Source organism: Agromyces ramosus (genome assembly GCF_030817175.1).
In the GTDB taxonomy this organism is placed as follows: domain Bacteria; phylum Actinomycetota; class Actinomycetes; order Actinomycetales; family Microbacteriaceae; genus Agromyces; species Agromyces ramosus_A.
The window spans coordinates 2,622,609-2,647,707 of the sequence record NZ_JAUSYY010000001.1 but is presented as its reverse complement, the minus strand read 5'-3'; the positions used below and the strand labels follow the sequence as shown (position 1 = coordinate 2,647,707).

General features: G+C 70.5%; 23 protein-coding genes and 1 pseudogene. 9 read left to right on the top strand and 15 right to left on the bottom strand.

Going from position 1 to position 25,099, the window contains the following annotated elements; translation table 11 throughout:
• Positions 1-29 precede the first annotated feature (29 nt).
• Together QFZ26_RS12430 and QFZ26_RS12425 are read left to right on the top strand one after the other, a co-directional pair.
• The gene (locus tag QFZ26_RS12430) at positions 30-908 is read left to right on the top strand and encodes an aldo/keto reductase (RefSeq protein ID WP_307042542.1); all 879 of its coding nucleotides are present in this window, start codon (positions 30-32) and stop codon (positions 906-908) included.
• A gap of 357 nt (positions 909-1,265) precedes the next feature.
• Positions 1,266-2,099: a DNA glycosylase AlkZ-like family protein gene (locus tag QFZ26_RS12425; protein ID WP_307042540.1), complete on the top strand. Its 834-nt coding sequence runs from the start codon at positions 1,266-1,268 to the stop codon at positions 2,097-2,099.
• Between the two features lie 3 nt (positions 2,100-2,102).
• Here QFZ26_RS12425 and QFZ26_RS12420 read toward each other — a convergent pair whose 3' ends face one another.
• From QFZ26_RS12420 to QFZ26_RS12395, 6 genes are all read right to left on the bottom strand, one after another.
• A complete protein-coding gene (locus QFZ26_RS12420) occupies positions 2,103-3,104 on the bottom strand; it encodes a diacylglycerol/lipid kinase family protein (protein ID WP_307042538.1) in 1,002 nt (333 codons plus the stop codon).
• Between the two features lie 109 nt (positions 3,105-3,213).
• Positions 3,214-4,239 carry an NADPH:quinone reductase gene (locus tag QFZ26_RS12415; RefSeq protein WP_307042536.1) on the bottom strand — a complete coding sequence of 342 codons (1,026 nt, stop codon included), beginning with the start codon at positions 4,237-4,239 and terminating at the stop codon, positions 3,214-3,216.
• 134 nt (positions 4,240-4,373) lie between these two features.
• Positions 4,374-5,162, bottom strand: a complete 789-nt coding sequence (locus QFZ26_RS12410) for a formylglycine-generating enzyme family protein (protein ID WP_307042533.1) — start codon at positions 5,160-5,162, stop codon at positions 4,374-4,376.
• A 30-nt stretch (positions 5,163-5,192) separates the two neighbouring features.
• Positions 5,193-5,771: a putative glycolipid-binding domain-containing protein gene (locus tag QFZ26_RS12405; RefSeq protein WP_307042531.1), complete on the bottom strand. Its 579-nt coding sequence runs from the start codon at positions 5,769-5,771 to the stop codon at positions 5,193-5,195.
• 280 nt (positions 5,772-6,051) lie between these two features.
• Positions 6,052-10,548 carry a S8 family serine peptidase gene (locus QFZ26_RS12400; RefSeq protein ID WP_307042529.1) on the bottom strand — a complete coding sequence of 1,499 codons (4,497 nt, stop codon included), beginning with the start codon at positions 10,546-10,548 and terminating at the stop codon, positions 6,052-6,054.
• A 161-nt stretch (positions 10,549-10,709) separates the two neighbouring features.
• Positions 10,710-11,720 carry a helix-turn-helix domain-containing protein gene (locus QFZ26_RS12395; protein ID WP_307042527.1) on the bottom strand — a complete coding sequence of 337 codons (1,011 nt, stop codon included), beginning with the start codon at positions 11,718-11,720 and terminating at the stop codon, positions 10,710-10,712.
• Between the two features lie 62 nt (positions 11,721-11,782).
• Between QFZ26_RS12395 and QFZ26_RS12390 the strand changes: the two genes are divergently transcribed.
• The gene (locus QFZ26_RS12390) at positions 11,783-12,355 is read left to right on the top strand and encodes a GNAT family N-acetyltransferase (protein ID WP_307042525.1); all 573 of its coding nucleotides are present in this window, start codon (positions 11,783-11,785) and stop codon (positions 12,353-12,355) included.
• Positions 12,356-12,412: 57 nt separating this feature from the next.
• On the top strand, positions 12,413-13,195 hold the full coding sequence (locus QFZ26_RS12385; protein WP_307042523.1) for an SDR family NAD(P)-dependent oxidoreductase: 783 nt from the start codon (positions 12,413-12,415) through the stop codon (positions 13,193-13,195).
• A 22-nt stretch (positions 13,196-13,217) separates the two neighbouring features.
• Here the strand turns inward: QFZ26_RS12385 and QFZ26_RS12380 are convergent, their stop codons facing one another.
• Complete coding sequence (locus QFZ26_RS12380) at positions 13,218-13,943, bottom strand: cupin domain-containing protein (RefSeq protein ID WP_307042521.1); 726 nt, start codon at positions 13,941-13,943, stop codon at positions 13,218-13,220.
• Positions 13,944-14,124: 181 nt separating this feature from the next.
• Here QFZ26_RS12380 and QFZ26_RS12375 point away from each other — a divergent pair.
• The 3 genes and pseudogenes from QFZ26_RS12375 to QFZ26_RS12365 all read left to right on the top strand — a co-directional run bounded on the left by QFZ26_RS12375 (position 14,125) and on the right by QFZ26_RS12365 (position 17,130).
• A pseudogene (locus QFZ26_RS12375) lies at positions 14,125-15,448 on the top strand (MFS transporter).
• Between the two features lie 148 nt (positions 15,449-15,596).
• Complete coding sequence (locus QFZ26_RS12370) at positions 15,597-16,160, top strand: hypothetical protein (protein ID WP_307042519.1); 564 nt, start codon at positions 15,597-15,599, stop codon at positions 16,158-16,160.
• A gap of 49 nt (positions 16,161-16,209) precedes the next feature.
• On the top strand, positions 16,210-17,130 hold the full coding sequence (locus QFZ26_RS12365; protein ID WP_307042517.1) for a hypothetical protein: 921 nt from the start codon (positions 16,210-16,212) through the stop codon (positions 17,128-17,130).
• 23 nt (positions 17,131-17,153) lie between these two features.
• Here QFZ26_RS12365 and QFZ26_RS12360 read toward each other — a convergent pair whose 3' ends face one another.
• The 3 genes from QFZ26_RS12360 to QFZ26_RS12350 all read right to left on the bottom strand — a co-directional run bounded on the left by QFZ26_RS12360 (position 17,154) and on the right by QFZ26_RS12350 (position 18,969).
• Positions 17,154-17,657 carry a MarR family winged helix-turn-helix transcriptional regulator gene (locus tag QFZ26_RS12360; RefSeq protein WP_307042515.1) on the bottom strand — a complete coding sequence of 168 codons (504 nt, stop codon included), beginning with the start codon at positions 17,655-17,657 and terminating at the stop codon, positions 17,154-17,156.
• A gap of 87 nt (positions 17,658-17,744) precedes the next feature.
• A complete protein-coding gene (locus QFZ26_RS12355) occupies positions 17,745-18,299 on the bottom strand; it encodes a bifunctional nuclease family protein (protein ID WP_307042513.1) in 555 nt (184 codons plus the stop codon).
• A gap of 100 nt (positions 18,300-18,399) precedes the next feature.
• The gene (locus tag QFZ26_RS12350) at positions 18,400-18,969 is read right to left on the bottom strand and encodes an NADPH-dependent FMN reductase (RefSeq protein WP_307042511.1); all 570 of its coding nucleotides are present in this window, start codon (positions 18,967-18,969) and stop codon (positions 18,400-18,402) included.
• A gap of 70 nt (positions 18,970-19,039) precedes the next feature.
• On the opposite strand from QFZ26_RS12350, the gene QFZ26_RS12345 reads away from it, so the two are divergent.
• Complete coding sequence (locus QFZ26_RS12345; RefSeq protein WP_307042508.1) at positions 19,040-19,420, top strand: CHY zinc finger protein; 381 nt, start codon at positions 19,040-19,042, stop codon at positions 19,418-19,420.
• Here the strand turns inward: QFZ26_RS12345 and QFZ26_RS12340 are convergent.
• The 3 genes from QFZ26_RS12340 to QFZ26_RS12330 are packed head-to-tail and all read right to left on the bottom strand — an operon-like array spanning position 19,392 to position 21,561.
• Positions 19,392-20,855, bottom strand: coding sequence for a dihydrolipoyl dehydrogenase family protein (locus tag QFZ26_RS12340; protein ID WP_307042507.1), 1,464 nt, complete (start codon positions 20,853-20,855; stop codon positions 19,392-19,394). The two genes, QFZ26_RS12345 and QFZ26_RS12340, sit on opposite strands and share 29 nt — an antisense overlap.
• Positions 20,855-21,079, bottom strand: a complete 225-nt coding sequence (locus QFZ26_RS12335; RefSeq protein ID WP_307042505.1) for a hypothetical protein — start codon at positions 21,077-21,079, stop codon at positions 20,855-20,857. Before QFZ26_RS12335 ends, QFZ26_RS12340 begins: the two co-directional genes overlap by 1 nt.
• 38 nt (positions 21,080-21,117) lie before the next feature.
• Positions 21,118-21,561, bottom strand: a complete 444-nt coding sequence (locus tag QFZ26_RS12330; RefSeq protein ID WP_307042503.1) for a VOC family protein — start codon at positions 21,559-21,561, stop codon at positions 21,118-21,120.
• Positions 21,562-21,682: 121 nt separating this feature from the next.
• On the opposite strand from QFZ26_RS12330, the gene QFZ26_RS12325 reads away from it, so the two are divergent.
• A complete protein-coding gene (locus QFZ26_RS12325; RefSeq protein WP_307042501.1) occupies positions 21,683-22,273 on the top strand; it encodes a TetR family transcriptional regulator in 591 nt (196 codons plus the stop codon).
• Between the two features lie 24 nt (positions 22,274-22,297).
• Here QFZ26_RS12325 and QFZ26_RS12320 read toward each other — a convergent pair whose 3' ends face one another.
• Together QFZ26_RS12320 and QFZ26_RS12315 are read right to left on the bottom strand one after the other, a co-directional pair.
• Positions 22,298-23,665 (bottom strand): class I SAM-dependent methyltransferase, encoded by a 1,368-nt coding sequence (locus QFZ26_RS12320; RefSeq protein ID WP_307042499.1) that lies wholly within the window; start codon positions 23,663-23,665, stop codon positions 22,298-22,300.
• A complete protein-coding gene (locus tag QFZ26_RS12315; RefSeq protein ID WP_307042497.1) occupies positions 23,662-25,041 on the bottom strand; it encodes an FAD-binding oxidoreductase in 1,380 nt (459 codons plus the stop codon). Before QFZ26_RS12315 ends, QFZ26_RS12320 begins: the two co-directional genes overlap by 4 nt.
• Positions 25,042-25,099: the final 58 nt, after the last annotated feature.

Genomic DNA, 25,099 nt, shown 5'->3' with positions numbered 1-25,099 from the left:
TCGGGGTGAGCACGCGTAGCGTCGAGCTGATGACACAGACGCTCACGCTCAACAACGGAATCACGATGCCCGCCCTCGGCTTCGGCGTATACCGGACGCCGCCCGACGAGACCGCCGATGCCGTGGCATCCGCCCTCCGCGTCGGATACCGCCACATCGACACCGCGGCCGCGTACCTCAACGAACGCGGCGTCGGCGAAGCGATTCGGCAGTCGGGCCTCGACCGGTCGGAGGTCTTCATCGAGACGAAGGTGTGGATCAGCGATTACGGCTACGACGAGACGTTGCACGCGTTCGAGAAGAGCACGCGCAAGCTGGGCGTCGACGTGCTCGACCTGCTCATCCTGCACCAGCCCACGCCGAAGCAGTTCGACCGGACGGTCGAGGCGTACCGCGGGCTCGAGACCCTCCTCGCCGATGGGCGGGTGCGCGCGATCGGCGTGAGCAACTTCATGCCCGACCACCTCACCTCGCTCCTCGAGCGGACGTCGGTGGTGCCGGCCGTGAACCAGGTCGAGGTGCACCCGTACTTCTCGCAGCCCGAGGTCAGGGCCGCGAACGCGGAGCATGGCATCGTGACGCAGGCGTGGTCGCCGATCGGCGGCATCACGTTCTACCGGAGCGGGGGCTCGAGCACGCTCGACGACGACGTGATCGGCGGCATCGCCGTGAACCATCGCAAGACGCCCGCGCAGGTGATGCTGCGCTGGCAGCTGCAGCACGGCCGATCCGCCATCCCGAAGTCGGCGCGCCCCGAACGCATCGCCGAGAACTTCGACGTGTTCGACTTCGAGCTCGCCGGGGCGGAGCTCGAGGCGATCGACCGGCTCGACACCGGCGTGCGCGGCGGCCCTGAGCCCGCCGATATCACGACCGACGCGTTCAGTCTGGCGATCCCCGAGGCGTAGCTCCTCACCCGCTCTCCCCTCCGCCCTGCGGCGACGTGTCGGCGGCACCGGGTAGCGTGACGCGCGTGGAACCTCACCGGCTCGATCGCGCCACCGCGCGGCGCATCGCGATCCGCGCTCAATTGCTCGACGCCAACCGGCCCGTCGAGCTCGTCGACATGGTGCGGCACCTCACCCTGCTGCAGGTCGACCCCACCGCGGCGATCGCGCCGAACGCCGACCTGGTGGCCTGGAGCCGTCTCGGCTCGGCGTACCGGCCGGCCGATCTCGTGCACGCGCTCGAGCGGCAGCGAACCCCTGTTCGAGTACGACGCGCTGATCCGCCCGATCGAAGACCTCGCGCTCTACCGCGCCGACATGGCGGCCTGGCCGACGTGGTCGAGGTCACGCGAGTGGCTCGAGCAGAACGACGCGTTCCGCCGCGACATCCTGAACCTGCTCGCGGAGTCGCCCGAGCCGCTGCGCTCGCGCGACCTCCCCGACACGAGCATCGTGTCGTGGCAATCCACCGGCTGGACGCACAACCGCAACGTCGGCCAGATGCTCGAGTTCCTCGCCATGCGCGGTGAGATCGCGATCGCCGCCCGACGCGGTCGCGAACGACTCTGGACCCTCGCCGAGCGCGTCTACCCGCGGCATCCGCCCGCGCTGCCAGCCGACGAAGCGCACACGGTGCGCAACGAACGCCGGCTCACGGCGCTCGGCATCGCCCGCGAGAAGAGCACGGCCATGCCGCTCGAACCGGTCGACGTGGGGCAGGCGGGTGAGGCCGCAGTCGTCGAGGGCGTGCCGGGCGTCTGGCGCGTCGACCCGGCCACGCTCGAACGGGAGCTCGAACTCCCTCGCAGCACGCCGTTCGCCGGCCGCACCGCGCTGCTCTCACCGTTCGACCGGCTCGTCTACGACCGCGTGCGTGCGCAGCAGCTCTTCGACTTCGAGTACACCCTCGAGATGTACAAGCCAGCGGCGAAGCGACGGTGGGGCTACTTCGCGCTGCCGATCCTGCACGGCGACCGCCTCGTCGGAAAGCTCGACGCGAAGGCCGACCGCAAGGCCGGCGTCCTCACGGTGCACGCGATCCACGAAGACGAGCCGTTCGACCGCGGCATCCGTCATGGTGTCGACGAGGAGATCCGTGAGCTCGCGCGCTGGCTCGAGCTCGAGGTCGTGCGGGGCGAGCCCGAGCCGTAGCCGTCATTCCTCGGCGGGCACCCGCACGAGCAACGACCGCGGGTCGACCCACGTCTTGAACGACTGCGCCACCCCGAACCCGTCGCCGTCGAGCTGGATCTGCTCGGGCCTGCTGAGCGAGACGATGAGCTCCCTGCCCCGCAGGTAGTTGAGCGCGCGCACCTCCTTGGTCGCGCCCATGAGCTTGCGGCCCGCGGTGGTGCGCCGGAGTACCCCGTTCTCCCAGAAGATCTTGACCGTGATCTGCAGCCACCCGACGAACCCCTCGGGGCGCAGCACGACGATGTCGAACTCGCCGTCGTCGACCGCCGCCTCGGGCAGCAGCAGAATGTTCGCCGGCAATGATCCGCAATTGCCGATCATGATCGTGTGGGCGCGCATCCTGCGGGTGCCCCCGTTGTCGAGCTTGAAGCGCAGACGCAACTGGTTCTTGTCGCGGAGCGCGACCCCGATCGCCTTCACGTAGGCGAGCCACCCGGCCTTCGCCTTGAGCTCGTCGTCGGTGTTGGCGAGCATCTTGGCATCGAGCCCCAAGCCCGCCATGACGAGATAGGCGTGCCGCCGCGAGCCGCCGACCCCATCGCGGATGTCGATGACAGCCATGTCGATCGGGCGATTCTCACCGGCGAAGGCGCTGCGCAGCGAGTGCTCGGCGTCGTCGAGCGTGAGATCGAGATTGCGGGCGAGCAGGTTGCCGGTGCCCGACGGCAGGAGCGCCAGCGGGACTCCCGATCCCCGCAGCACCTCGGCGACGACCCGCACCGTGCCATCGCCGCCCGCGGCGATCACCACCGCCACGCCGGCGCTCAGCGCTTCCTCCGCCTGCCCGGTACCCGGATCCTCCTCGGTCGTCTCGAGCCAGAGCGTCGGGCCCCAGCCGGCCTCCTGCTCGGCCGCTTCGACGATGGGCCTCAGCTCGCCGGGCTCGACCTTCACGGGGTTGTAGATCAGTGCGGCTCGTCGTGCGTGGTCGGTCGATTCATGCAGGGGCGTCTCAGACGTCATGCTCGCCAACGTACGCGGTGCCGCGCGCTTGCGGCAGGGGGATGCCCGAGCCGGGTGTGCCGTGCTAGTGGCGGCGGCATCCGTTGAGGCGCAGGCGACCCCGAGGTCGTCACTGCGGCGCGACGTCGATGAGCACCTTGCCGACCACGCCACCCTCGACGGCATCGTGGGCGGCCGCGGTCTGCTCGAGCGCGTACCGATGCAACGGCAGGCCCGCCCCGGCACCGATCGCGAGGGCACCGTCGCGCGCCGCAGCGGTGACGTCCTCACCGGCCGCCGCCCAGGCCTCAGCGCCCATCGTGTAGATCAGCACGAACTGGTACCGCAGGTTCTTGAAAATCGCCGGTCCGAAGTCGATGGTCAGCGGCACGTCGCCGTCGTTGCCGTAGCTCGCGATCGTCGAGCGTTCATGGGTGATGGCCTGGTCGAGCTCGGCGTTCGCGCCCGCGGCCACCTCGACCACGATGTCGACGCCGTCGCGTGCGATCGCCCGGATCTGTTGCGCGGCATCCGCGTCCCGATAGCGCACGACGTGGTGGGCGCCGGCGGCCGTCGCGAGCGCCGCCTTCTCGTCGCCGCTCACCGTGGTGATCACCGTCGCGCCTGCCCAGCGGGCGAGCTGGATCGCCGCGTGCCCGACCGCGCCCGCGCCCCCGGCGACGAGCACGGTCCTGCCCCCGAGCGCGCCCGGGTGCAGGCGAGCGGGGCCGTCCTCCGACACCGTGAGCGCGCGATACGCCGTGACCGCCGGCACGCCGAGGTTCGCGCCGGCATCGAACGACACTTCGTCGGGCAGCGGGAACGCCCGTTCGGCGAGCGTGATCGTGACCTCCTGCGCGGTGCCCGACGCCGGACGCTTCCAGCCCGAGATCGCCAGCCACACGCGGTCGCCGACCGCGAAACCGGTGACGCCCTCGCCCACCGCGTCGACCACGCCGGCGCCGTCCTGGTTCGGCACGCTCAGGGCGGTCGTTGCCGCGGTGCCCGACCCGCGCCGCGCCTTCCAGTCGGTCGGGTTCACGCCCGAGACGACGACCCGCACGCGCAGCTCACCGGGCCCCGGCTCCGCGATCTCCCGCTCCGACAGTTCGAGCACGGACGAGTCTCCCGTGCGGCTGTAGACGATAGCTCTCATGGTGGGTGCAACCGGGCGAGCGGGCGTGCGATTCCGTGTACGTCGCGTCGGGCGCAGGTTTCTCGCGGCGGCGCAACGTCCTCGGTGCGCCGGCGCGAGCAACGTGCGCCGAGTCGCGCTGGAGCGCTCCGGGCTCAGTGCAGCGGGGTCCATCCGATCGGACGCGGTCCGCGAACGTCGGCCCGCAGGCGGTCGGATGCCGCCGACCAGCCCTGCGCGGCATCCGCGCCCTGCTCGCCGACGGGTCCGCGGGCGACCCGGAACCCGACGTCCTCGAGCACCGCATCGGGCGCGCTGCCCCGCCGCACCGACGCCCGGACGCTCCACTCGCGATCGGCCCACCCGCCGCCGCGCAGGCTCCGGTAGTCGCCGTAGCGTGCGGTGTCGGCGTAGTCCCAGCACCATTCCCACACGTTGCCGAGCAGGTCGAACACGCCGAACGCGTTCGCCGCCTTCCCCCCGACCGGCTGCGGGCCGTCGACCTCGTCGAGCGCCGACCAGGCGATCTCGCGCACGGGCCCGTAGGTGGGAGCGGTCGTCCCCGCCCGGCACGCGCGCTCCCACTCGGCCTCGGTCGGCAGGCGGTAGCCGTCGGCGCCGACCTCCCAGGCGACGTCGCGACCGTCGATCGCGTATGCGGGCGTCAGGCCCTCGGCAGCGGATGCCGCGTTGCACCACCCCACCGCGTCGAACCAGGTCACCGGATGCGCCGGGGCATCCGCTGCCGGTTCCGTCTCGCCCGCTCGGTCGGCTGCGCCCGCCGCGCCCCGGTCGCGCACGGCCTCGTACTCGCGTCGCGTGACGGGCGTGCGCCCGAGCTCGAACGCGCGCAGCTCGACCACACGCGAGGAACCCGATCGGGCGTCGCGCAATTTGATCGCGCCTGCGGGAATCGCGACCATCGGCGCCGCCTCTGCGTGCATAGCTCGACTGTAGCCAGCCGTGCAGCGAGGTTACGGGGCGGGCTCCACGCGCTCGAACAGGTGCTCGTACCGCAGCACGAGCCCCTCATCGTCGACCTCGAGATCTGCCTCGAACCCGGCCGCGACGCCGAGGTCGACGTACCGCAGCCGGTTCGGCCCAAGGCGGTCGTACCGCTGCCGGGAGCGCTTCACGGTCATCTCGGCGGCGTCGACGTAGCAGGTGTCGAGCGTGAGATTCGAGCCGGCCGCCGACGGCGTGCGCCGGATCGGAAACGTGTTGCAGAAGGGCGTCACCGAGAGATCGGGTTCCTCCGCCCCATCGAGGTCGGGTCGGAGTGTGCCGTCGACGAGCCATCCGTCGCCCGAGCGCACGAGCACCAGCCGGCGATGCACTCCCGCACCCCAGCGCTCGACCCCGAGCGAGAGGGCCCTCCAGCCGTGCGTGAGCCTCCAGCGGTAGTCGAGCCGGAACCCGCCGTCTTCGAGGCAGAGCACCGTGGACTCGGCGACGATCCCGTCGCCGGACACGGTCAACGCCAGCCGCTCCAGGCCGCGCAGGTCGGTGCGACGCCAGAACAGGACCATCGGCGCGGGCTCCGGGCCGTTCATCTCGCGATCGCCTCCACGACAGCCGGCCATGTCCGAGGGGGCGGCTCCTGTCCACCGCGTTCCAGCCGCGCGACACGCACACGTTCGATCGGTTGGCTTCCTGTCCTCACCATGGCCGCCTCTCATCGCTCTCGCCACCCTCCCGCAGGTCGGCGCCGCTCACAAGGGCGCCGCTCACAAGGGCCGCCGCGACTCCGGGGATGCCACCGCGAGAGACGACGGCGCAGGGCGACGGCCGCACGATTGTGTCGTGCCGACCGCCGCCCGGCGTGCCGCTCGGCTAGATGCGTCCTCCGCGGCGACGCCGGGTCCCGGCCACCACCAGCATTCCGCCGAGCACCGCCACGAGGGCCGCGATCGCGACGACGCTGCCGAGCTCCACGCCGGTGTGCGCCAGGCCCGACCCGCCGCCTGCCGCGGGCGCCGACGGCGATCCCGGCGCTCCGCCACCCGACCCGCCGTTGCCCGGATCCGTCGGCCCACCGGGCTCCTCATCCTCGACCGGCGCCAATTGCGCCAGCGAGACCGGAGTCGTGAAGATCACGCGATGCGCCGAGATGTGGATGTCGGGCGTGAGCACCTCGTACTTGGCGCGCACCCAGAATGCGGCATCCTCCTCGACCTGGATGGTTCGCGACTCGACCGGGCCGGGCTCGAGCACCTGGTCGTGCGGCACCTCCTCCCGGTGGAACCTGCCCTGGTAGATGTCCCACCCGTGACCGACCGAGAAGTCGAATCCCCGGCTGTAGGCGGGGTACCGGTTGCTCGCGGTAAGGGTGATCGGCGTCGCCGCGGCGGTCGCATCGGCCTCCGCGTTCTCCGCTGCCGTGGCGCCCTCCGCGCCCAGCGTCGACGAGGCATCCGTCGCCGACATGGTCGCCCAGAAGTCGTTCGAAATCTTCGGCTCGCTCACGCAGCGCTCCGACCCGTGGTTCGCGTAGGCGCCGAGCGCTTCGCCGTCGAGCAGGAACTCGACGCCCGTCATCGCTGTCATGTCGAACGTGCCGGTGATGACCGGTTGGTCGATCCAGACGGTCGCGAAGACGAGCGGCCCCGAGCACATCTTGTAGCGCATCGTCGCCTGGCTGACGTCGCCGGTGGTGTTCTCGTAGATGAGGTCCATCGCGTTCTCGTTGTCGGGGTTCTGCGTCATCGTCACCGCGTCCGGTTCGGTCTCGGCGACGGTGAAGGCGTACTCGCCCTGCTGGGTCTGCGAGCCGTCGCCTGCGATCGCCCAGACTCGCGCCGTGTAGTCGCCGGGCACGACCGGCGCGGCCGACGACCTCCGACTGTCGGCCTCGAACATCGGGTCGACCGACAGCTCGAGGGTCTCGTCGAGTGCGATCGCCCCGCCCGCGCTCTCGATCACAACACGAACCGGGCCGATGCCGCCGAACGTGATCTCGGCCCCCGCGGTCGCGCTGCCGTCGGCGCCGTAGTCGACGAACTCCCAGAGGTCGTAGATGATGAGGTTCGCGACGTGCAACTCGGCCTCTGCATGACCGCCGTCGGCCTCGATCCGCACGAGGTGCGTACCCTCCGCGGCATCCGCCGGCACGCTCAGGTAGCGCGAGACCTCGCCGTCGTTCGCGGCACGGCCGGCCGCGAACGACTCGCCGTCGAGGGAGATCGTGTAATCGCCTGCGGGAGCGAGCCCGACCGCTTCGATGCTGAACGACTTGCCCGGTCGCACCCACTGGGGGGCGACCGTCACCGCGAGCTCCTCGTCACCCCCGGCCGGCTGGCCGGGCGTCGAGACGACGACGTTCGTGACGCGCGTGGTGTCGCCGAAGTGCACCCGGCCGAGGTACCGGGAACCGGGCGCGAGACCCGACCATGACACGGCGACGGATGCCGCTTCGCCGAGTCTCATCGGCAGCACGGCCGGATCGGCACTGAAGTCGCCGACATTCGCTTCACCACCGAGGAAGAACCCGATCAGCTCGTAGTCGAGGTCGCCGGCGCCCGCGAAGAAGTCGACCTCCACGACGTAGCGACCGCTCGAGGGCAGCGGCATGACGATCTGCTCGTCGGCGTTCGGCGTCGTCGCCTCGCGGCTGAGCCAGCTGCTGCCGTACGGGTCGAGCTGGTAGAGGCGCAGGTCGAGGTCGGCGGTGTCATCGGCCGCGTCGAGGTCGAAGCGCGCGTACGTCGTGCCGTCGGGGACCTCGATCACATGGCGGTCGCGCGCGCCGCCTTCCGTTCCGCGACCCCGCAGGACGTGACATTCGACGAGGCCGTCGACCGCGATCGGAACATCGAGCGTGTCGCCCGCAGAGACCGGGATCTCGAGCGAGCCGTCGACACCCGATCCGGCGGCATCAGACGGAACGCTGAGCACGACCGGCCGCACCGCGAGCGGCGTCGTGACGGTGCCGTCGGCCCCGGCCCAGCGGAGCGTGCCGGTGGTGAACGCGTCGAGCGGGGCATCCGTTCGCCGGAAGGTCACCGTGTACGCCAGCTCATCGCCCGCGGCTGCGAAGTCGAGCATCGCTGGCGCGACACTCACCTCGACCCCCGGCAAGTCGACCGGCTGCACCTCGTAGTGACCGGGCGCGGTCGCCGTGACGGTGCGGGTGATCGTCTCGACGCCGGCGAGGGCACCCACCGAGATGGACGCGAGGTTGAGGTTCGAGGGATCGACGGGTTCCACGCCCACATCCACGAAGCCGAGGCCCTGGACGTAGCCGTACCAGTCGTCGAGGTCGTTGAGGTAGAGGAATCCGGGCTCGAAGTACCGCGTCGGGTCGACGTGGCCTGCGCCCTGGAGGAAGGGGTCGTCGACCGGCTCGCCGGCGCCGTCGACGGTGTCGTACGCGGTCGTCATGAGCGCCGACTTGACCTCCGACGGCGATGCGTTCGGGCGTTCGCCAAGGTACAGCGCTGCGAGCCCGGCAACGTGCGGCGAGGCCATCGAGGTGCCCGACAGGAGTTGGAAGCGCGGGTCATCACCCTCGGCGTTCGCCGCATCCGCGAGGATCGCGACGCCGGGCGCGGCCACGTCGGGCTTCAGCACGTCGCCGCCGTCGGCGAGGATCGGTCCGCGCGACGAGAAGCCCGCCACCTGCGGCGTCGGAGCGGATGCCCCGCCGGTCGTGTTGCCGTCTTCGAGCGTCACGCTCGCGCCGGCCGTCGCGGCGTAGCCGCCGACTGCCTCGTACGCGGCGCCGTCGAGGTGCACCGTGGGAACCGTGTGGTCGTCGAGGTCGATCGAGTTGGGTCCGGGGTTGACGAGCACCATGCCGATGCCGCCGACGCGCGCGACCTCCGCCGACTTCGCCACGCGATCGACCACGCCTCGCTCGCAGAGCACGATGGTGCCGGCCGCCCGGGCGGGGTCGAGCGTGCCCGGCCCGCAGAGCCGCGGCTCCTCGGCGCCCGCGACACCGATCGCGGACGCCGCGAGGAGCGGCCCCTCGAGCGACCCGCCGGCCGGCACTGTGATCGACCCGCCGAGGAAGGTGCGGCCGTCACCGAGGCGAACGCTCGCCTCGTAGCTCGGGATCGTGGATGCCGCGACCGTCGTGATCCATGGGGCCGCGTTGTCGGCGGTGGAGGCATCTGGTCCGTCGTTGCCGGCGGAGGCGGCCACGAAGATGCCCGCGGCCGCGGCGCGCAGGAACGCCTGGTCGGTGAGGGAGACGGTCGTGAACGCGGCGCCCGCGCCGATCGAGTAGTTGATCACGTCGACGCCGTCGAGCACCGCGGCGTCGATCGCTGCGAGGAGGTCGCCGGTGGCGCATCCGTCGTCCTGCGGTGTCGGACCCGACCAGCAGGCCTTGTACACCGCGATCTTCGCGGCGGGCGCGACGCCTGAGATCTCGCCGAGTTCGCGCCCGGCGACGCTCGCCGACACACCGTGGTTGCCGGCCGCGGTGCTCGCAGTGTGCGAGCCGTGGCCGTTGCCGTCGCGGGGCGAGACGTACTCGGCGCGGTCGGCGCCGATCGACTCCTCCTGGAAGTTGTCGAGGAAGTAGCGTGCGCCGATGAGCTTCGTCGAGCAGTCGTCGGCGGTGAACTGCTGGCCGGTGACGCAGGCGCCGCGGAACCGGGCGCCATCCGCCTTGTCGAAGACGATCGACTCGCCGTCGCGATACGGTTCGCCCCCGGGTGCATCGCCGAGCGGCTCGCCCGCGAACGACGGGTTCTCGGGTGCGACGCCCGAGTCGATGATGCCGACCACGACGCCCTCGCCGGCCGAGTCGACGCCGCCCGTCGCGTTCCACACGCCGCCATCGCCACTCAGACCGAGGAACTCGGTCGAGGGCACCGCCGCGTGCAGGTGCAGGAGCTCGTCCGTGACGACGGCGAGGACCCGCGAGTCTGCCGCGAGCGCAGCCGCCTGGTCGGCGGTCAGTGTGCTGCTGAACCCGTTGGTCGCGAGCGTGTAGGAGCTGATGATGTCGGCACCGACGGATTCGGCCACCGCTGCCTGCTCGTCACCCAGGTGGTCGGCATAGGCGACCGCTCGCTTCGAGCGAGCTGCGAGCTCCTCCCCCTCGGGCGCGCGTGTCGCCGAGAACGAGCCCGTGCCGCCGCCGTACGTGGCGACGGCCTCGTCGCGGAGGGTGACGATATAGCGCCCATCCTCGAACGCGGCCTCGTCCTTCGACGCGGACGCGGCCGTCGGCGCAGGCGTGTTGGGAGTGGGAGTGTCGTCAGCTGTCGCCGCGGGTGAAAAAGCGGTGCCGAGCGTGAGGAACAGGAGCGTGGCGGCGAGGGTCGCAGTCGAGCGACGCCCTCTCGTCACGATGGCGGAGCGGGTGCGTGTGGTCACGAGGATCCTTGCTGGGAACGGATGCCGGGGGTGTCATGCCGTTCGACGGCCGACGATCGTCCCATTGTGTGCGAGCCGAACCACGCATCGTTGGCCGATATCGGCCAACGACCGGGGGAGGCCACCGCACGAAACGTGACTGTTACACGGGCAGCTCGAACTCAGAGCCAGCGACGCCTCGCAGCCGCGACACCCGCCTGGAACCGGTTGCCGGCACCGAGTTCGGCGAGCAGCTCCTGGCTGCGCCGACGAAGCGTGCGAGGCGACATCCCGAGCTGCCTGGCAATGGCGTCGTCTTTCATTCCGACGGCCATGAGCGTGAGGATCGAGCGCTCCTCGAGCGAGGGACGCCTGCCGAACTCCTCGGCGATCGCGAGGTCGGATGCTCCGCCTGCGACGTGTTCCTTCGCCTCGGGCAACGGCATCGCGCGGGTCCAGTGGAACTCGAAGAGCTCGCGGAGGGCGTGCACGAGTGGCGGCGCGTGCGTGATGAGGGCATCGATGCGGCCCGGCTCGAGGCTCAGCGACACGAGCGCGATCTCACCGTCGACGATCGCGAGCTTCACCGGAAGGTCGTCGGTGATGCGCGACTGCTCGCCCTGCTCGGCGAGGCGTTCGACCTCTTCCCACGTCGCTCCCTGGTCGAAGCTCTCGATCGTGTAGACGGCGCGCCAATCGACGCCGCGAGCGAGCACTGATGCCTCGAACGGGTCGAACGATGCAGAGACGTAGGGTGGCCGGTCGAACGCGAGGAACTCGCGTCTCGCCTGATGCTGCAGCCTCGCGTACCAGCCGGCGACCGTGTCGGGATCTGTCAGCACCACTGTCTGATGCGAAGCGGTGTCGCCGGGCGTCGCCGCGTCGAAGTACTCGACGAGCATCGGGATGGCCTCGCGGATGCGGAGCGCCTGGTCGCTGAGCCGATCGATGATCGCCCTCAGGGCATACCGCGGATCGACTGCCGCGTACTCCGGCGGCTCGCCCTCGAGACGCGACACCAGTCCGAGCTGCCGGAGGTTCTCGAGTCGCTCGAACGCGACGGCCTCGTCGAGCTCGAACTGCTCGGCGATCGCGGCGACGCTCGCGCGTCCGTTCATGAGCACATGCACGTAGAGCCGCTCGCTCGCGGCGCTCAGCCCCGCGAGGTCGAGGAGCGGGAGGTCGTCTGCCACGTGGTCAGCGTAGCGAGGGCACGCCGTTGCCGCTGTCGGAGGCCGGTGGCAGGGTGAGTGATATGGCGATCGAGGTGCGTCCGGCGTCGGTGTTCGTCGACGTGAAGGCGATGGTCGGGCCGAAGCGGCCCGATGCGAACGTCTGCTGGTGTCTCAGCTACCGCATCCCGTCGAAGGAGAACCTCGCACTGCAGGGCCCGGCTCGCGGTGAGCTCGTGCAGAAGCTGTGCCGGCAAGACCCACCGCCCGGGGTGCTTGCGTACGACGGCGACGAGGTCGTGGGCTGGGCCGGTGTGCACCCGCGTTCCGACACGAGCTTCGCGCGCAACCGCAAGATCCCGCACGTCGACGACCTCGACGTGTGGTCGGTGTGGTGCATCCGCGTGCGACCCGGCCATCGAGGCAAGGGCATCTCGCATCACCTGCTCGAGGGCGCGGTCGTGTTCGCCCGCGATCATGGTGCACCCGCAATCGAGGGCTATCCGGTCGACAACAAGGGTGAGAAGGTCGACCTCACGATGGCCTACGTCGGCACGCGCAAGCTCTTCGAGCGGGCTGGGTTCACGAAGGCGGCCGACACCGAGTCGGTGCTGAACGGGTTCCCGCGCGTGCTCATGCGCCTCGACCTGGGCTGACCGCGGTGCACGAGAACAGCTGCCCGGCGAACGCCGTACCGACCTAGCATGGAGTGCATGGAGCAGCGTCGGGCGGTGCACGTCGTGACCGGCGCGTCCGGCGGGGTCGGGCGCAGCATCGCCGAGGCGCTGCTGCGCAGCGGCGACGGGGTCGTCGTCATCGACGTCGCGCCGGCCGGATGGCTCGACCACGCGGCATCCGATGGCGGCCCGCGCGGCGCCGGGATCGTCGGCGATGCCGGCGACGCGGAAGTGCTGTCGGCCGCGATCGAGCAGGCCCGCGAACTCGGCGAGCTGCGCGGCTGGGTGAACAACGCCGCGGTCTTCCGCGACGCGTGGCTGCACGAGGCGGGGAGCGCCGGCGTGCTCGACATCGTCGACGCGATCCTGCGACCGACGGTGGCAGGGGCATCCGCCGCCCTCGACGAGTTCCTCCGCACCGGGGCTCGCGGGTCGATCGTCAACGTCTCGTCGCACCAGGCGCAGCGGGCGGTGCGCGGCGCGCTTCCGTATGCCGTGGCCAAGGCGGCGATCGAGGGACTCACCCGGGCGATGGCCGTCGACTACGGGCCGCGCGGCATCCGCACGAACGCCGTCGCCTTGGGCTCCATCGTGACCGAACGCTACGTCCGCCACGTGGAGGGGCTCGATGTCGCCTCGCGTGCCGCGATGGAACGTCAGATCGCCCACCTGCACCCACTCGGCCGCCCCGGCGAGGCCGAGGAGGTGGCGAACACGGTGAGCTTCCTGCTCTCCGACGCCGCGTCGTTCGTCAACGGTGCGGTGCTGCCCGTCGACGGCGGGCGCGCCGCCCAGGGTCTCGACCCGGAAGAGCGCTGACCGGCCGACGCCGCAGGCCGCCCTACGCCCCGAGCCGGTACGTGCTGAGCCGGCCGCACATGCCGAACCGCCGCTCGCCCGGGTTCGCGTCGGCCTCGAAGACGGCCGAGGCGAGCAAGCTGCTCCAGTCGCCGTTCGCCAGCGCCGGCAGGGTCGCACGGGTGCGCTCGGCCTGCTCGCCGACGACCTCATTCCAGATCGGCTCCCACCCGGGCACGAGCGGTTGTACGATGCGCGCGGCTGCCGCGTAGAGCCGTTCGAGCGGCGCCGCGGCGCCGCGTTCCATCGCTGATCGAAGGTCGAGGAAGCCCTGCACCGCGAGATCGCGTCGCCGATCGGCGTCGGCCTGCCGCTCGGCCTCGGTCTCGCGGTCGGGCAGTTGCGCCGCAGCGCGGTACGTCGCCGCATCGACGAGGTGCTCGGGCGGGAACGTCATCACCGCGTCACCCGCCTCGGGAAGGCCCGAGTTCGCCATGAGCACGAGCACCCGCAGCTCGCCGTCGTTCACCGCCCGGTGCACGGTGCCCGGCGTGAACCACGCGACGGTGCCGGGCGCAAGGGGCGTCTCGGCCACGCCTGCGGCAATGAGCGTCTGCAGCCGTCCGCGCCCGGCGACCACCACGTAGCACTCGGGTGAGACGAGGTGCAGGTGCGGCGTGCCACCTCGCAGCCCGTCGATCGACTCGGTGTCGTAGACGTCGAGCCATGAAACGGCGGTCCCGCCGGGGAAGGTCGACGCGTGGGTCATCCGGCCCATTCTATTTCGGCGTCCGTCACGACGACGGCGCCGCTCGGCGCAGCAGGGCGGCCGTTCATCGCACACGGCTTTCAGTGCCGGCGGGTGATGCGGTATTCTCGGATTTTCTGACCGACCAATCGTTCAGTAATTGCACCCCCACCGAAGACCACGCGAGAACAACGGAGTTCGCATGTCGACAGTCACCCCCACAGAAGCAGAACGCACCGGGCGCATGCCCGCCGAAGAGCGCAAGGTGCTCGCCAGCACCCTCGTCGGAACCTCGATCGAGTGGTACGACTTCTTCATCTACGCGCAGGCGGCCGGCCTCGTGCTCGCGCCCCTCTTCCTCGCTCCCGTCGCGGAGTCGAACGCCACCCTGGCCCAGGTCCTCGCGTTCGCGACGATCGGCATCTCGTTCCTGTTCCGCCCGCTCGGCGCCATCGTGGCCGGCTACCTCGGCGACCGGCTCGGACGCAAGAAGATGCTCGTCTTCACGCTCATGCTCATGGGCCTGTCGACCTCGCTCATCGGTCTGCTGCCGACGTACGCGCAGATCGGCATCGCGGCTCCGATCCTGCTGATCCTGCTCCGCATCCTGCAGGGCTTCTCAGCGGGCGGCGAGTGGGGCGGCGCGGCGCTCATGGCCGTCGAGCACGCCCCGACGAACCGTCGGGGCTTCTTCGGCGCGTTCCCCCAGATCGGCGTGCCGATCGGCATGATCCTCGCCACCTCCACGCTGTGGCTGCTCACCTCGAACATGTCGCCCGAAAGCCTTCATCGCCTGGGGCTGGCGTATCCCGTTCCTCCTCTCGATCGTGCTGATCGCCGTGGGCTACCTGATCCGCCGCTCGGTCGAGGAGAGCCCGGTCTTCGAAGACCTGCAGCGCCGCCGCAAGGAGTCTTCAGCTCCGCTGCGCGAGCTCCTGAAGACGCACAAGCGTTCGGTGCTGCTCACCGCGATCATCTTCATCGGCAACAACGCGGCGGGTTACCTGCTCATCGCGTTCTTCGCGACCTACGCCGTCACCGTGCTCGAGATGGACCGACCCACGGTGTTGCTCGCCACGACCCTCGCCTCGTTCGGCTGGCTGGTGTTCACGTTGTGGGGCGGCCGCATCTCCGACCGGCTCGGCCGGGTGCGCACCTTCCAGATCGGCTACACGTTCCTCGCACTGTGGGCCGTGCCGATGTGGTTCCTCATCGACACTGCCGACATCGTCTGGTACTTCGTCGCGCTGTTCGTGATGACCTTCGGCCTCGGCCTGTCGTACGGCCCGCAGGCGTCGCTCTACGCCGAGATGTTCCCCGCGAACGTGCGCTACTCGGGCGTCTCGATCGGCTACGCGCTCGGCGCGATCCTCGGCGGCGCGTTCGCCCCGATGATCGCCGAGGCGCTGCTCGGGGCCACCGGCAAGTCGTGGATGATCGGCGTCTACATCGCCGTCGCCGCGGTCGTCTCGCTCGTCGGCGTCTCGCTCGTGAAGGAGACGAAGGGCGTCGACCTGCGCGCGTAGCGACGACGCGGCGGCGCGAGCCGCGCGTTCAACGCAGTGAACGGTCGCGTACGCCGTCGGGAGTACGACGGATGCCTCCCCCGCGCGGATGCCCTCGGCGCATCCGCCGTGAATGCTGGTCGAGAAGCACCCACGAGAGGGAGCGACCATGTCAGCCGCCACTGGAGCAAGGGCACGAACCGAGCGACGGCCGATGCCGCCGGCATCCATTCGCCTTCGGCTCTCGCCGCGCATTCGCAAGGTCGTGCTGCTCACCCATATCGCGGCGGCCGGAGCCTGGCTGGGCCTCGACCTCGTGCTCGGTGTGCTCGTCTTCACGGCTTTCACGGCGAGCGCCGTGCAGTCCGCCGCCGCGGCGGCGAGCGTGGCGTCGTTCGCGACCTGGCCGCTCATCACGGTCGGCCTCGTCACGCTCGTGACCGGGGTGCTGCTCGGCGTCGGATCCAAGTACGGGCTCGTGCGGTACTGGTGGGTGCTCGCGAAGCTCGTGCTGAACGTGGTGCTCGTCACGCTCGTGGTGCTCGTGCTGGCACCGGGCACGTCGGCGCTCTCCGGCGCGGCGCTCGACTCGCTCGCCGCAGGCACGGCTCCGACGCTGCCGTCGACCCTCGTGTTCCCGCCGATCGTGTCGTCGACGGCCGTGATCGTCGCGATGGCCCTCGCGGTGTTCAAGCCGTGGGGGCGCGTGGGCGCGCGGCGCCGACGTGCCTGAACCCCGCCCGAGTGTGGCGTCGGCCGGCCGCATCCGGAACCATGGGCACATGGATGTCACCGAGTGGCTGCTCGATTCCGACCCTTCGATCCGCTGGCAGGTGATGCGCGACCTGCTCGACGAGCCGGCCGAGGCGGTCGCCGCCGAGCGGGGTCGCGTCGCCACCGAGGGCTGGGGGGCGCGGCTCCTCGCCCTGCAGCCCGACGACGGCTACTGGGGCGGCGACGAGTACGGCATGCACGGTGAGCGCACGAGCGTCACCTGGACGCTGCATCTGCTGCGCCGGTTCGGCATCGATCCGGATGCCCCGCCTGTTCGCGCGGCGATCGCCCGGGTTCGCGACGGCGTGAAGTGGCGCGAGTGGGACGACCTGCCCTACTTCCACGGCGAGGTCGAGCCCTGCATCAACGGCGGCGTGCTCTCACTCGGCGCCTACTTCGGCGTGCTCGGCGCCGGAAGCGACCGCATCATCGCGCGACTGCTCGACGAGCAGCTCGACGACGGCGGCTGGAACTGCGACGCCCCCGAGTCGAAGCGGTCGTCGTTCGACACCACGCTCTGCGTGCTCGAGGGGCTGCTCGGGTACGAGCAGGCGACGGGCGGCACGGATGCCTCGATCACCGAGGCACGCCGCCGGGGCGAGGAGTACCTGCTGGAGCGCGACCTCTTCCGCCGCCGCTCGACGGGTCAGATCGTGCGCGACCGCTACGCCAACCTCATCTTCCCGCCCTACTGGCTCTACGACGTATTGCGCTCGCTCGACTACTTCCGCAGCACGGGCGACCACCCCGATCCCCGGGTCGCCGACGCGGTCGACCTCCTGATCTCGAAGCGCGGCGACGACGGCCGCTGGCGTGCCGGCGAGCCGTGGCACGGCGAGGTGCACTTCGCGGCGGATGCGCCCGCGGGCGAGCCGAGCCGCTGGAACACGCTCCGCGCCCTGCGTGTGCTCCGCTGGTTCGAGTCGTAACCGCGCGAGCTCTCGGGCCGGCGCTACTCGGAGTCCTGCACGAGGCGGCGCAGCAGCCCGGCGAGCGTCGCCTGCTCCTCGCGGCTCAGGCCGCGCAGCTCGACGGCCTCGCGTTCGGCGAGCCGGCGCATGGCGTCGTCGACGCGCGTCGCCCCCTCTGGCGTGAGCCGAACGAGCACGCTGCGCCCGTCGCGCGGGTTGGGGCGCCGCTCGACGAGACCACGACGCGAGAGGTTGTCGAGACGATTCGTCATCGCGGCGCTGCCGATCATCGTGGCCTCGATCAGCTGGGCCGGGTTGAGCTCATGGGGCGGTTCTTCCCGCCGAAGCGCCGCGAGCACGTCGAACTCCCACACGGCGAGCCCGGCTCCGCTGAACGCGGTCGCGCGCAGGCGGCCGAGGCGGTTCGACACGCGCCGCAGACGCGACATCACGTCGAGCGGCGTGAAATCGACGTCGGGCAGTCGACGTGACCACGCGTCGATGATCAGGTCGACCTCGTCATCACGGTCACTGCGCTCGCTCATGCTCCGGGGCATACCGTCACGGTATCCCGCCGTGGCATCCGGAGCCATTCCTCGCCCCGGCGGCCGTGGTGCGCGACCGCCGACGGCTCAGCCCTGGAAGTCCTCGGGATCCACGTCGTCGAGGAACCGCTTGAACTCGTCGACCGCCGCCTCATCGGTGCGCTCGGCGGCCGCCTCGTCGGGCATGCCGGCCTCATCGACCGCGGCGTCATCGTCGCCCCCCTCGGCGATCTCGCCGGGGATGCCGGCCTCGTCGAGCACCTCCTCGTCGACGAAAATCGGGGCGTCGGCGCGCACGGCGAGCGCCACGGCATCGGACGGGCGCGCGTCGATGACCCGCGGACCCGCGGGCGTGGTGAGGGTGAGCTCGGCGTAGAACGTGCCCTCGTCGATGCGGGTCACCTCCACGCGCGCGATCTGGGCGTGCAGCGTGTCGAGCAACGTCATCGTGAGGTCGTGCGTCAACGGCCGCGGCGCCTGCTCGCCCGCGACGGCGATGACGATGGACGTCGCCTCCTGGGCGCCGATCCAGATGGGCAGCACGCGTTGCACGCCCGGCTCCTCGTGCAGCGGCTTGAGCAGGACGATGTGCTGCCGCGCAGCATCGAGCGCGACTCCGAGCACGCGGACCTGGATCATCATGGCGACTCCCGTCGGAAGATCGTGCCTGACACAGCCATCGTAGGTCCGCACGCCGACGGCGTCGCCGGGGAGCCGCGATCGATTCGCACGGATCTCGCGGCTACTGCCGCGGCAGCACGGTCAGGACGCGCTCGATATGCTCGCGGAACTCGGCCATGAAGTTCGTCAGGAACACCTCGGTGCGCTCCGCCGTGATGGTGCCGTCGGGGGCGAACAGTTCGGGTGAGTACTGGATGTACGCCTCGGGGGCGGTCATCTGGCGGGCGTTGCAGTAGCCGAGCACGGCGCGGAGGCTCTGCTGTGCGAGCGCCGTGCCGATCGGCCCTTTCGAGGCGCCGATGACGGCCGCCGGGATGTGGTCGAACGAGTTCTCGCCGCCCGGCCGCGAGGCCCAGTCGATGGCGTTCTTCAACGCACCGGGGATCGACCGGTTGTATTCGGGCGTCACGAACAGCACGGCGTCGGATGCCGCGATCGCCGCCTTGAACGCGACGGCCTCTGGTGGGAAGTGGCCGTCGTAGTCGGGGCTGTACAGCGGCAGGTTCCCGATGGGGATCTCGGTGAACTCGAGGTCATCGGGCGCCACCCGGATCAGGGCCTTGGAGAGGATCCGGTTGATGGATTTCGAGGACAGGCTGCCGACGAAGTAGCCGACCTGGTATGTGGGCATGAGCTCCCCTTCCACCTGCCCAACGCTACCCGTCTCGATGGCGCCGGCGCGGTGATGGAAGGATGGTCGCATGCCCGACGCCGACCACCCCGAGACCCGGGCAGCACCGCGGGTGCTCGGGCCGGTGGTCGACGACCTGACTCGCTGCGTGCATTACCAGACGGCGGTCGACATCGTCGCGATCAAGTTCGCCTGCTGCAACGAGTACTACCCGTGCCATCTCTGCCACGCGGAGACAGCCGACCATGCCGCCCAGCAGTGGCGGCTCGGCGACCGCGACCACGAGGCCGTGCTCTGCGGCGCGTGCAAGACCCAGCTCACGATCGCGTCCTACCTCGCGGCGAGCGAGTGCCCGAACTGCGGGTCGCCGTTCAACGAGCGCTGCCGCCTGCACACCCACCTGTACTTCGAGACCGGCGACCCTACGCCGCCATCTGCTCCCGCTGCGTGACGGGCCGCCCGTACGTCTCGAGCAGCCGCAGCCAGATCTCGTTGACCGTCGGGTAGGCGGGCACCGCGTGCCAGAGGCGGTCGAGCGGCACCTCGGCGACGACCGCGAGCGTCGCCGTCTGCAGGAGCTCGGCCACGTCGGGTCCGACGAAGGTGACGCCGAGCACGACCTGGCGCTCCTCGTCGACGACCATGCGGGCGGTGCCGCGATACCCGTCGGCGAGCACGCTCGCGCCCGCGACGTGGCCGATCTCGTAGTCCACGGCACGCACGTCGTATCCGGCGGCGCGAGCCGCGGCCGCGGTCAGGCCCACCGACGCCACCTCGGGCTCGGTGAAGGCGACCTGCGGCACGGCACGATGATCGGCGGATGCCACGTGGGTGCCCCACGGGGCATCCGACACCTCTTCATGGTTCGCGCGCGCGGCGATGACGTCGCCCGCCGCGCGGGCCTGGTACTTGCCCTGATGGGTGAGCAGCGCGCGGTGGTTGACGTCGCCGACGGCATAGAGCCAGTCGAATCCGGGAACCAGCAGGGTGTCGTCGGTGTCGAGCCAGGCGCCCGGCGTGAGGCCGATCGTCTCGAGCCCGATGTCGGAGCTGCGCGGCGTACGACCGGTCGCGACGAGCAGCTGCTCGGCTTCGACGGTCGAACCGTCGCCGAGCTCGAGGGTGAACCCATCTGCGGTGCGACTGACGCGCGTCGTCTCGGTCTCGAGGAGCACGGATGCCCCGTCGGCCCGGAGCGCGTCGGCCACCATCTCGGCGGCGAACGGTTCCATGCCGTCGAGCAGGCCGCGGCGCGCGACGATCGTCACCGCGGTGCCGAACGACGTGAAGGCGGTCGCCATCTCGGCGGCCACGACGCCACCGCCGATGATCGCGAGGCTCGCGGGCACGGACTTGACGCTCGTCGCCTCACGGCTGGTCCACGGGTGGGCGTCGCGGAGACCCTCGATGTCGGGGATGAACGCGTCGGAACCGGTGGCCACCGCAACGGCGTGGCGGGCGCGCAGCACGGTCACCGAGCCATCCGGAGCCGTCACCGTGACCTCCTTCGGGCCGGTGATGCGGCCGTGGCCGCGTGCCAACGAGATGCCGGCGCTCTCGAGCCAGGCCACCTGGCCCGCGTCGGACCAGTTGTTCGTGAAGGCGTCGCGTCGCGCGAGCACCGCGGCGACGTCGAGCTCGCCCGTGACCGCCTGCGCGGCTCCGGGAACTCGGCGAGCGGCGCGCAGCACCTGGGCGGAACGGAGCAGCGCCTTCGAGGGCATGCACGCCCAGTAGGAGCACTCGCCGCCGACGAGTTCGCTCTCGACGATGACGGCGGTGAGGCCCCCTTGCACCGCGCGGTCGGCGACGTTCTCACCGACGGCGCCGGCGCCGAGGACGATGACGTCGTACTCGGCCGTGCCGAGCGCCTGAGGAGTCGACATCAGAGCCCGCCGTTGGACGTGCGGACGATGCGGTAGCCGCCGTCGGCGAGCGAGCGGGTGATGTGCGCGGCGTACCACGCGGGCCAGTCCTCGTCGTAGACGCCGCCGAGCTCCTCGGCTTCGTGCACGCCGTGGGCGGTGGCCGCCTTCACGAGCACGTCGAGGATGAGCTCGTTCGTCGTGGTGTCGATGGTGGTGCCGGTGGTGCTCTCAGTGGGTTCCATGATCTGCTCCTGTCTCAGGTTCGAGTGGGTGGTCCGGCTCAGCGGCCGGGTGCGCGGGTGACGACTTCCTGGAGGATCCAGCCGTTGCCGTCAGGGTCCTCGAACGAGGCGAACGAGCCGTAGCTGGCGCGCTCGGGGTGCGGGCCGCTCACGCGGTTCGTGGTGCCGGGGTGGTGGAAGACGCCGTCGGCGTCGTGCCAGACGTCGCTCACGTCGGCGCCGCGGGCGAGAAGCTCGGCGCGGGCGGCCTCGATGTCGGTGACGACGAGGTGCAGGCCCTGGACTGACCCGGGTGCGGCCGTCGAAACCCCCTTGCCGAGGATGATGGACGCCTCCGACCCGGGCGGCGTGACCTGCACGACCCGGAAGTCGTCGCCGACCGGGAAGTCCGCGTCGAGACGGAATCCGAGCTGCTCGTAGAACGCCTTCGCGCGGTCGACGTCGCTGACGGGGATGACGAGTACCTCGAGCTTGAGGTCCATGGGGTTCTCCTTCGTTGTGCCTTCGTTGTGGCGGTTAGATGACGGTTATAAGCTAAACTCGAGATGGATCATTCCCAGTTAGAGGATGAATCTCATATATTTTCGAGTGAGGAGCCACGCCATGGGCAGAGCATCACGTGCAGATGCCGCAGAGCACCGCGATGAGATCGTCGCCGCCACGTCGCGGCTCCTCCGCGAGCGCGGCGCGGGCGCCGTGAGCGTGAATGACGCCATGTCGGCGGCCGGGCTCACGCACGGCGGCTTCTACAAGCACTTCGCCTCGAAAGACGAGCTGATGGGGCTTGCCGCGGCGGCCGCGTTCGACCAGCGCATCGCCGGCATGCAGCGCATCCTCGAGGAGCACCCCGAGCGTGACGACGCGACGACGCAGATGCTCGACCGGTACCTGTCGGTCGACCATCGCGATACGCCCGGCACCGGATGCGGCAACACGGCGATCGCCGCGGACTCGGCGCGCGCCCCGGGCGACAGTCCCCTGCACGCCGCCTACACCGCCGGCCTGCGCGCCACCGTCGAGGAGCTCGCCGACTACCAGCCTGAAGAACTCGACGAGCGCGAGCGGCGCGACCGTGCGATCCTCCAGCTCGCGACCATGGTCGGCGCGCTGACGCTCGCGCGCGGCACCGCGGGCGACCCGATCTCCGAGGAGATCCTGTCGGTCACCCGTGAGGCGCTGCGCGGGCGGCGCTAGCGAACGGCGGCCGGCAACTCGCGGCTAGGGGGTCCACCAGGGTCGCAGCGGCAGGTCGCCGTCGCCGCCACGTCCGTCGGGCTTGACCGCCAGCACCTGGTGCAGCTGAATCCCGCCGCTCTCGAAGGCGAGCCGCGAGCCGGCCATGTACAGGCCCCACACCTTCGCGGTCGGAAGCCCCACCTCGGCGACCGCCTCATCCCAATGCTCGACGAGATTGGCGCACCAGTCGCGCAGGGTCAGCGCGTAGTGGTGGCGGAGGTTCTCCTCGTGCAGCACCTCGAAGCCCACGTCCTGGGCTTCGCTGATGATTCGACCCGAGCCGGTGAGCTCCCCGTCGGGGAAGACATAGCGGTCGATGAACCCGCGAGTCGAGGGCTTGGCCTGGTTGTCGGGCCGGGTGATGCAGTGGTTGAGCAGCAGCCCGCCGGGACGCAGTCGCGACTGCAGGAACTCGAAGTACGACGGGTAGTTGCGCACCCCGATGTGCTCGAGCAGTCCGATCGACGACACCGCGTCGAAGCCGCCCTCGGTGAGGTCGCGATAGTCGCCGTAGCGCACCTCGGCCAGCTCGCCCAAGCCCTCGTCGGCGATGGCCTGCTGGGCCCACGACGTCTGCTCGTGCGAGAGCGTGACGCCGAGCGCCCTGACTCCGCGACGGGCGGCGTAGCGCACCATGCCGCCCCACCCGCAGCCGACGTCGAGCAGTCGGTCGCCCGGCTTCAGCCGCAGCTTCTCGAACACGAGCCGGTACTTGTTCTCCTGCGCTTCGTCGAGCGTGGCGTCGTGGCGCGGGTAGCACGCGCACGTGTAGGTCATCGACGAGCCGAGGACCCACTCGTAGAACGTGTTCGAGACGTCGTAGTGGTGGTGGATCGCCTCGGCGTCGCGGCTCTTGCTGTGCCGGAGGCCCGAGGCGACGCGGCGCCACCGGGGCGGCACCTCGAGCGGCGGCGGTGCGATCGGCTTCAAGTGCTCGACGCCGATGGAACGGAAGACCTGGGCCATCACCCGCGGCGACGGCAGCTTGAAGATCAGGTCGCCCGACAACGCCTTGAGCAGTTCATAGGGATCGCCCGGGTGCACGCCCTCGGCCTCGAGGTCACCCGAGATGTACGCGCGGGCCAAGCCGAGGTCGCCGCGGCCGGTGGCGAGGTAGGTCGTGCCCCGCGGCGTCTTCAGGTCGAGCCCGAATTGCGCATCGGGCGGTCCGGAAGTGCTCCCGTCGTAGGCGGTGAACCGCAGCGGGAGCTGACCCGCGGTGAAGATCTCGAGGATCTCGGCGAGGGTCAGCTTTCCCGAATCCGATGCGGCCGCGGCATCCGTCACCTGACCTTTCGGCTCTTCTGGCCCGTCGGCCGCCTTCGTCGCGTGTTCCTTGAACGAGGTCATCGTCGTTGCACCGCCTTCGCATAGAGATCGAGCAGCCGTGAATCGGGGTCGTACTTCGACTTCACGGCCCGGTAGGTGTCGCCGCCGTAGAGCTCGTCGAACTCCTCGCGGGAGTAGTAGGCGTCGGAGTACAGCGACTTGTGCCCGTCGAGTTCGCCGACCTTTCGCTCGATGCGACGGTTGGTCTCGCCCTCGGTCGCCCCGACCGGCACCGTCGACCAGAAGCCGACGTTGACGTACGTGCGGTTCGGCCGGAGCGGATAGAGCGGCCAGCCCTCGTCGTCGCGCAGCCGCAGCGGACACAGCCAGATCGGCTCGATCGGCACGTTGCCGAGGAACCACTCGAGGAACTCCGCACACCGCTCGATCGGCACCTCGACGTCTTGGATCACGCGTTCTCGCGGCGGGCGCCCCTTGAGCTTCTCGAGGCGGTCGCCGACGTCGAATCGACGTTCCCAGCGCATCAGCTTCGCGTAGGAGCTGCTGCGCCGCAGCCGGCGCGGCCAGAGCCGACGAACCAGCGGATGCTGCGCCCCGAACGCCTCGGAGCACCAGAACCAGTCGGTGTCCCAACGCCACAGGTAGTCGTGGATGCTGAGTCGGTCGTGCTCGGCGCCCTGGTCGTGCCGAATGGAGCGGTAATAGATGCGCTGGCCGGTGTAGTCACTGACGGGGCCGGATGCCGCGGTCTGCACGCCCACGCACAGGTAGCTCTCGTCGGCGCTGAACACGACTCCGTCGAGGTAGTCGACGGGAACGTCGTGCAGGGTGCCGCTCTCGACAATGCGGTCCATCGTCGCCATCAGGTCGGTGAGCGAGTGGAACCGCAGGTGGGTGAGCGCGACGAACGGCTTCACGGGCTCGAGCTCGATGCGCAGGCGCACCGAGTACCCCAGCGTGCCGTACGAGTTCGGGAAGGCGCGAAGGAGATCGGCGTGCTCGCCCGGCGATGTGGTCAGCACGTCCCCCGCACCGGTGAGGATGTCGAGCTCGAGCACCGACTCGTGCGGGAGCCCGTTGCGGAACGACGTCGACTCGATGCCGAGGCCGGTCACGGCGCCGCCGAGGGTGATCGTCTTCAGCTGCGGCACGACGAGCGGCGTCAGCCCATAGCGCAGCGTCGCATCGACGAGGTCTTCGTACGTGCACATGCCCGCGACGTCGGCCGTGCGCGCCTCAGGATCGACCGCGATGACGTCGGTCAGCCCCGACGTGTCGAGGCCCGCGCCGTCGGCCCTCGTGCGCGACCGGAACAGGTTCGAGGTGGGCTTGGCCAGCCGGATCGAGGCAGACTCGGGCACCGCACGATAGCTCTCGAGTAGGCGCTGCACGCCCTCGGCGTGAGCGGTCCGTGCGTCGGTCGCGGGAGCGGACACGTCTCAACGCTAGTCCGCAGCCGTGATCACCGCACCAACTCGGCGCGACCTGCCGCGC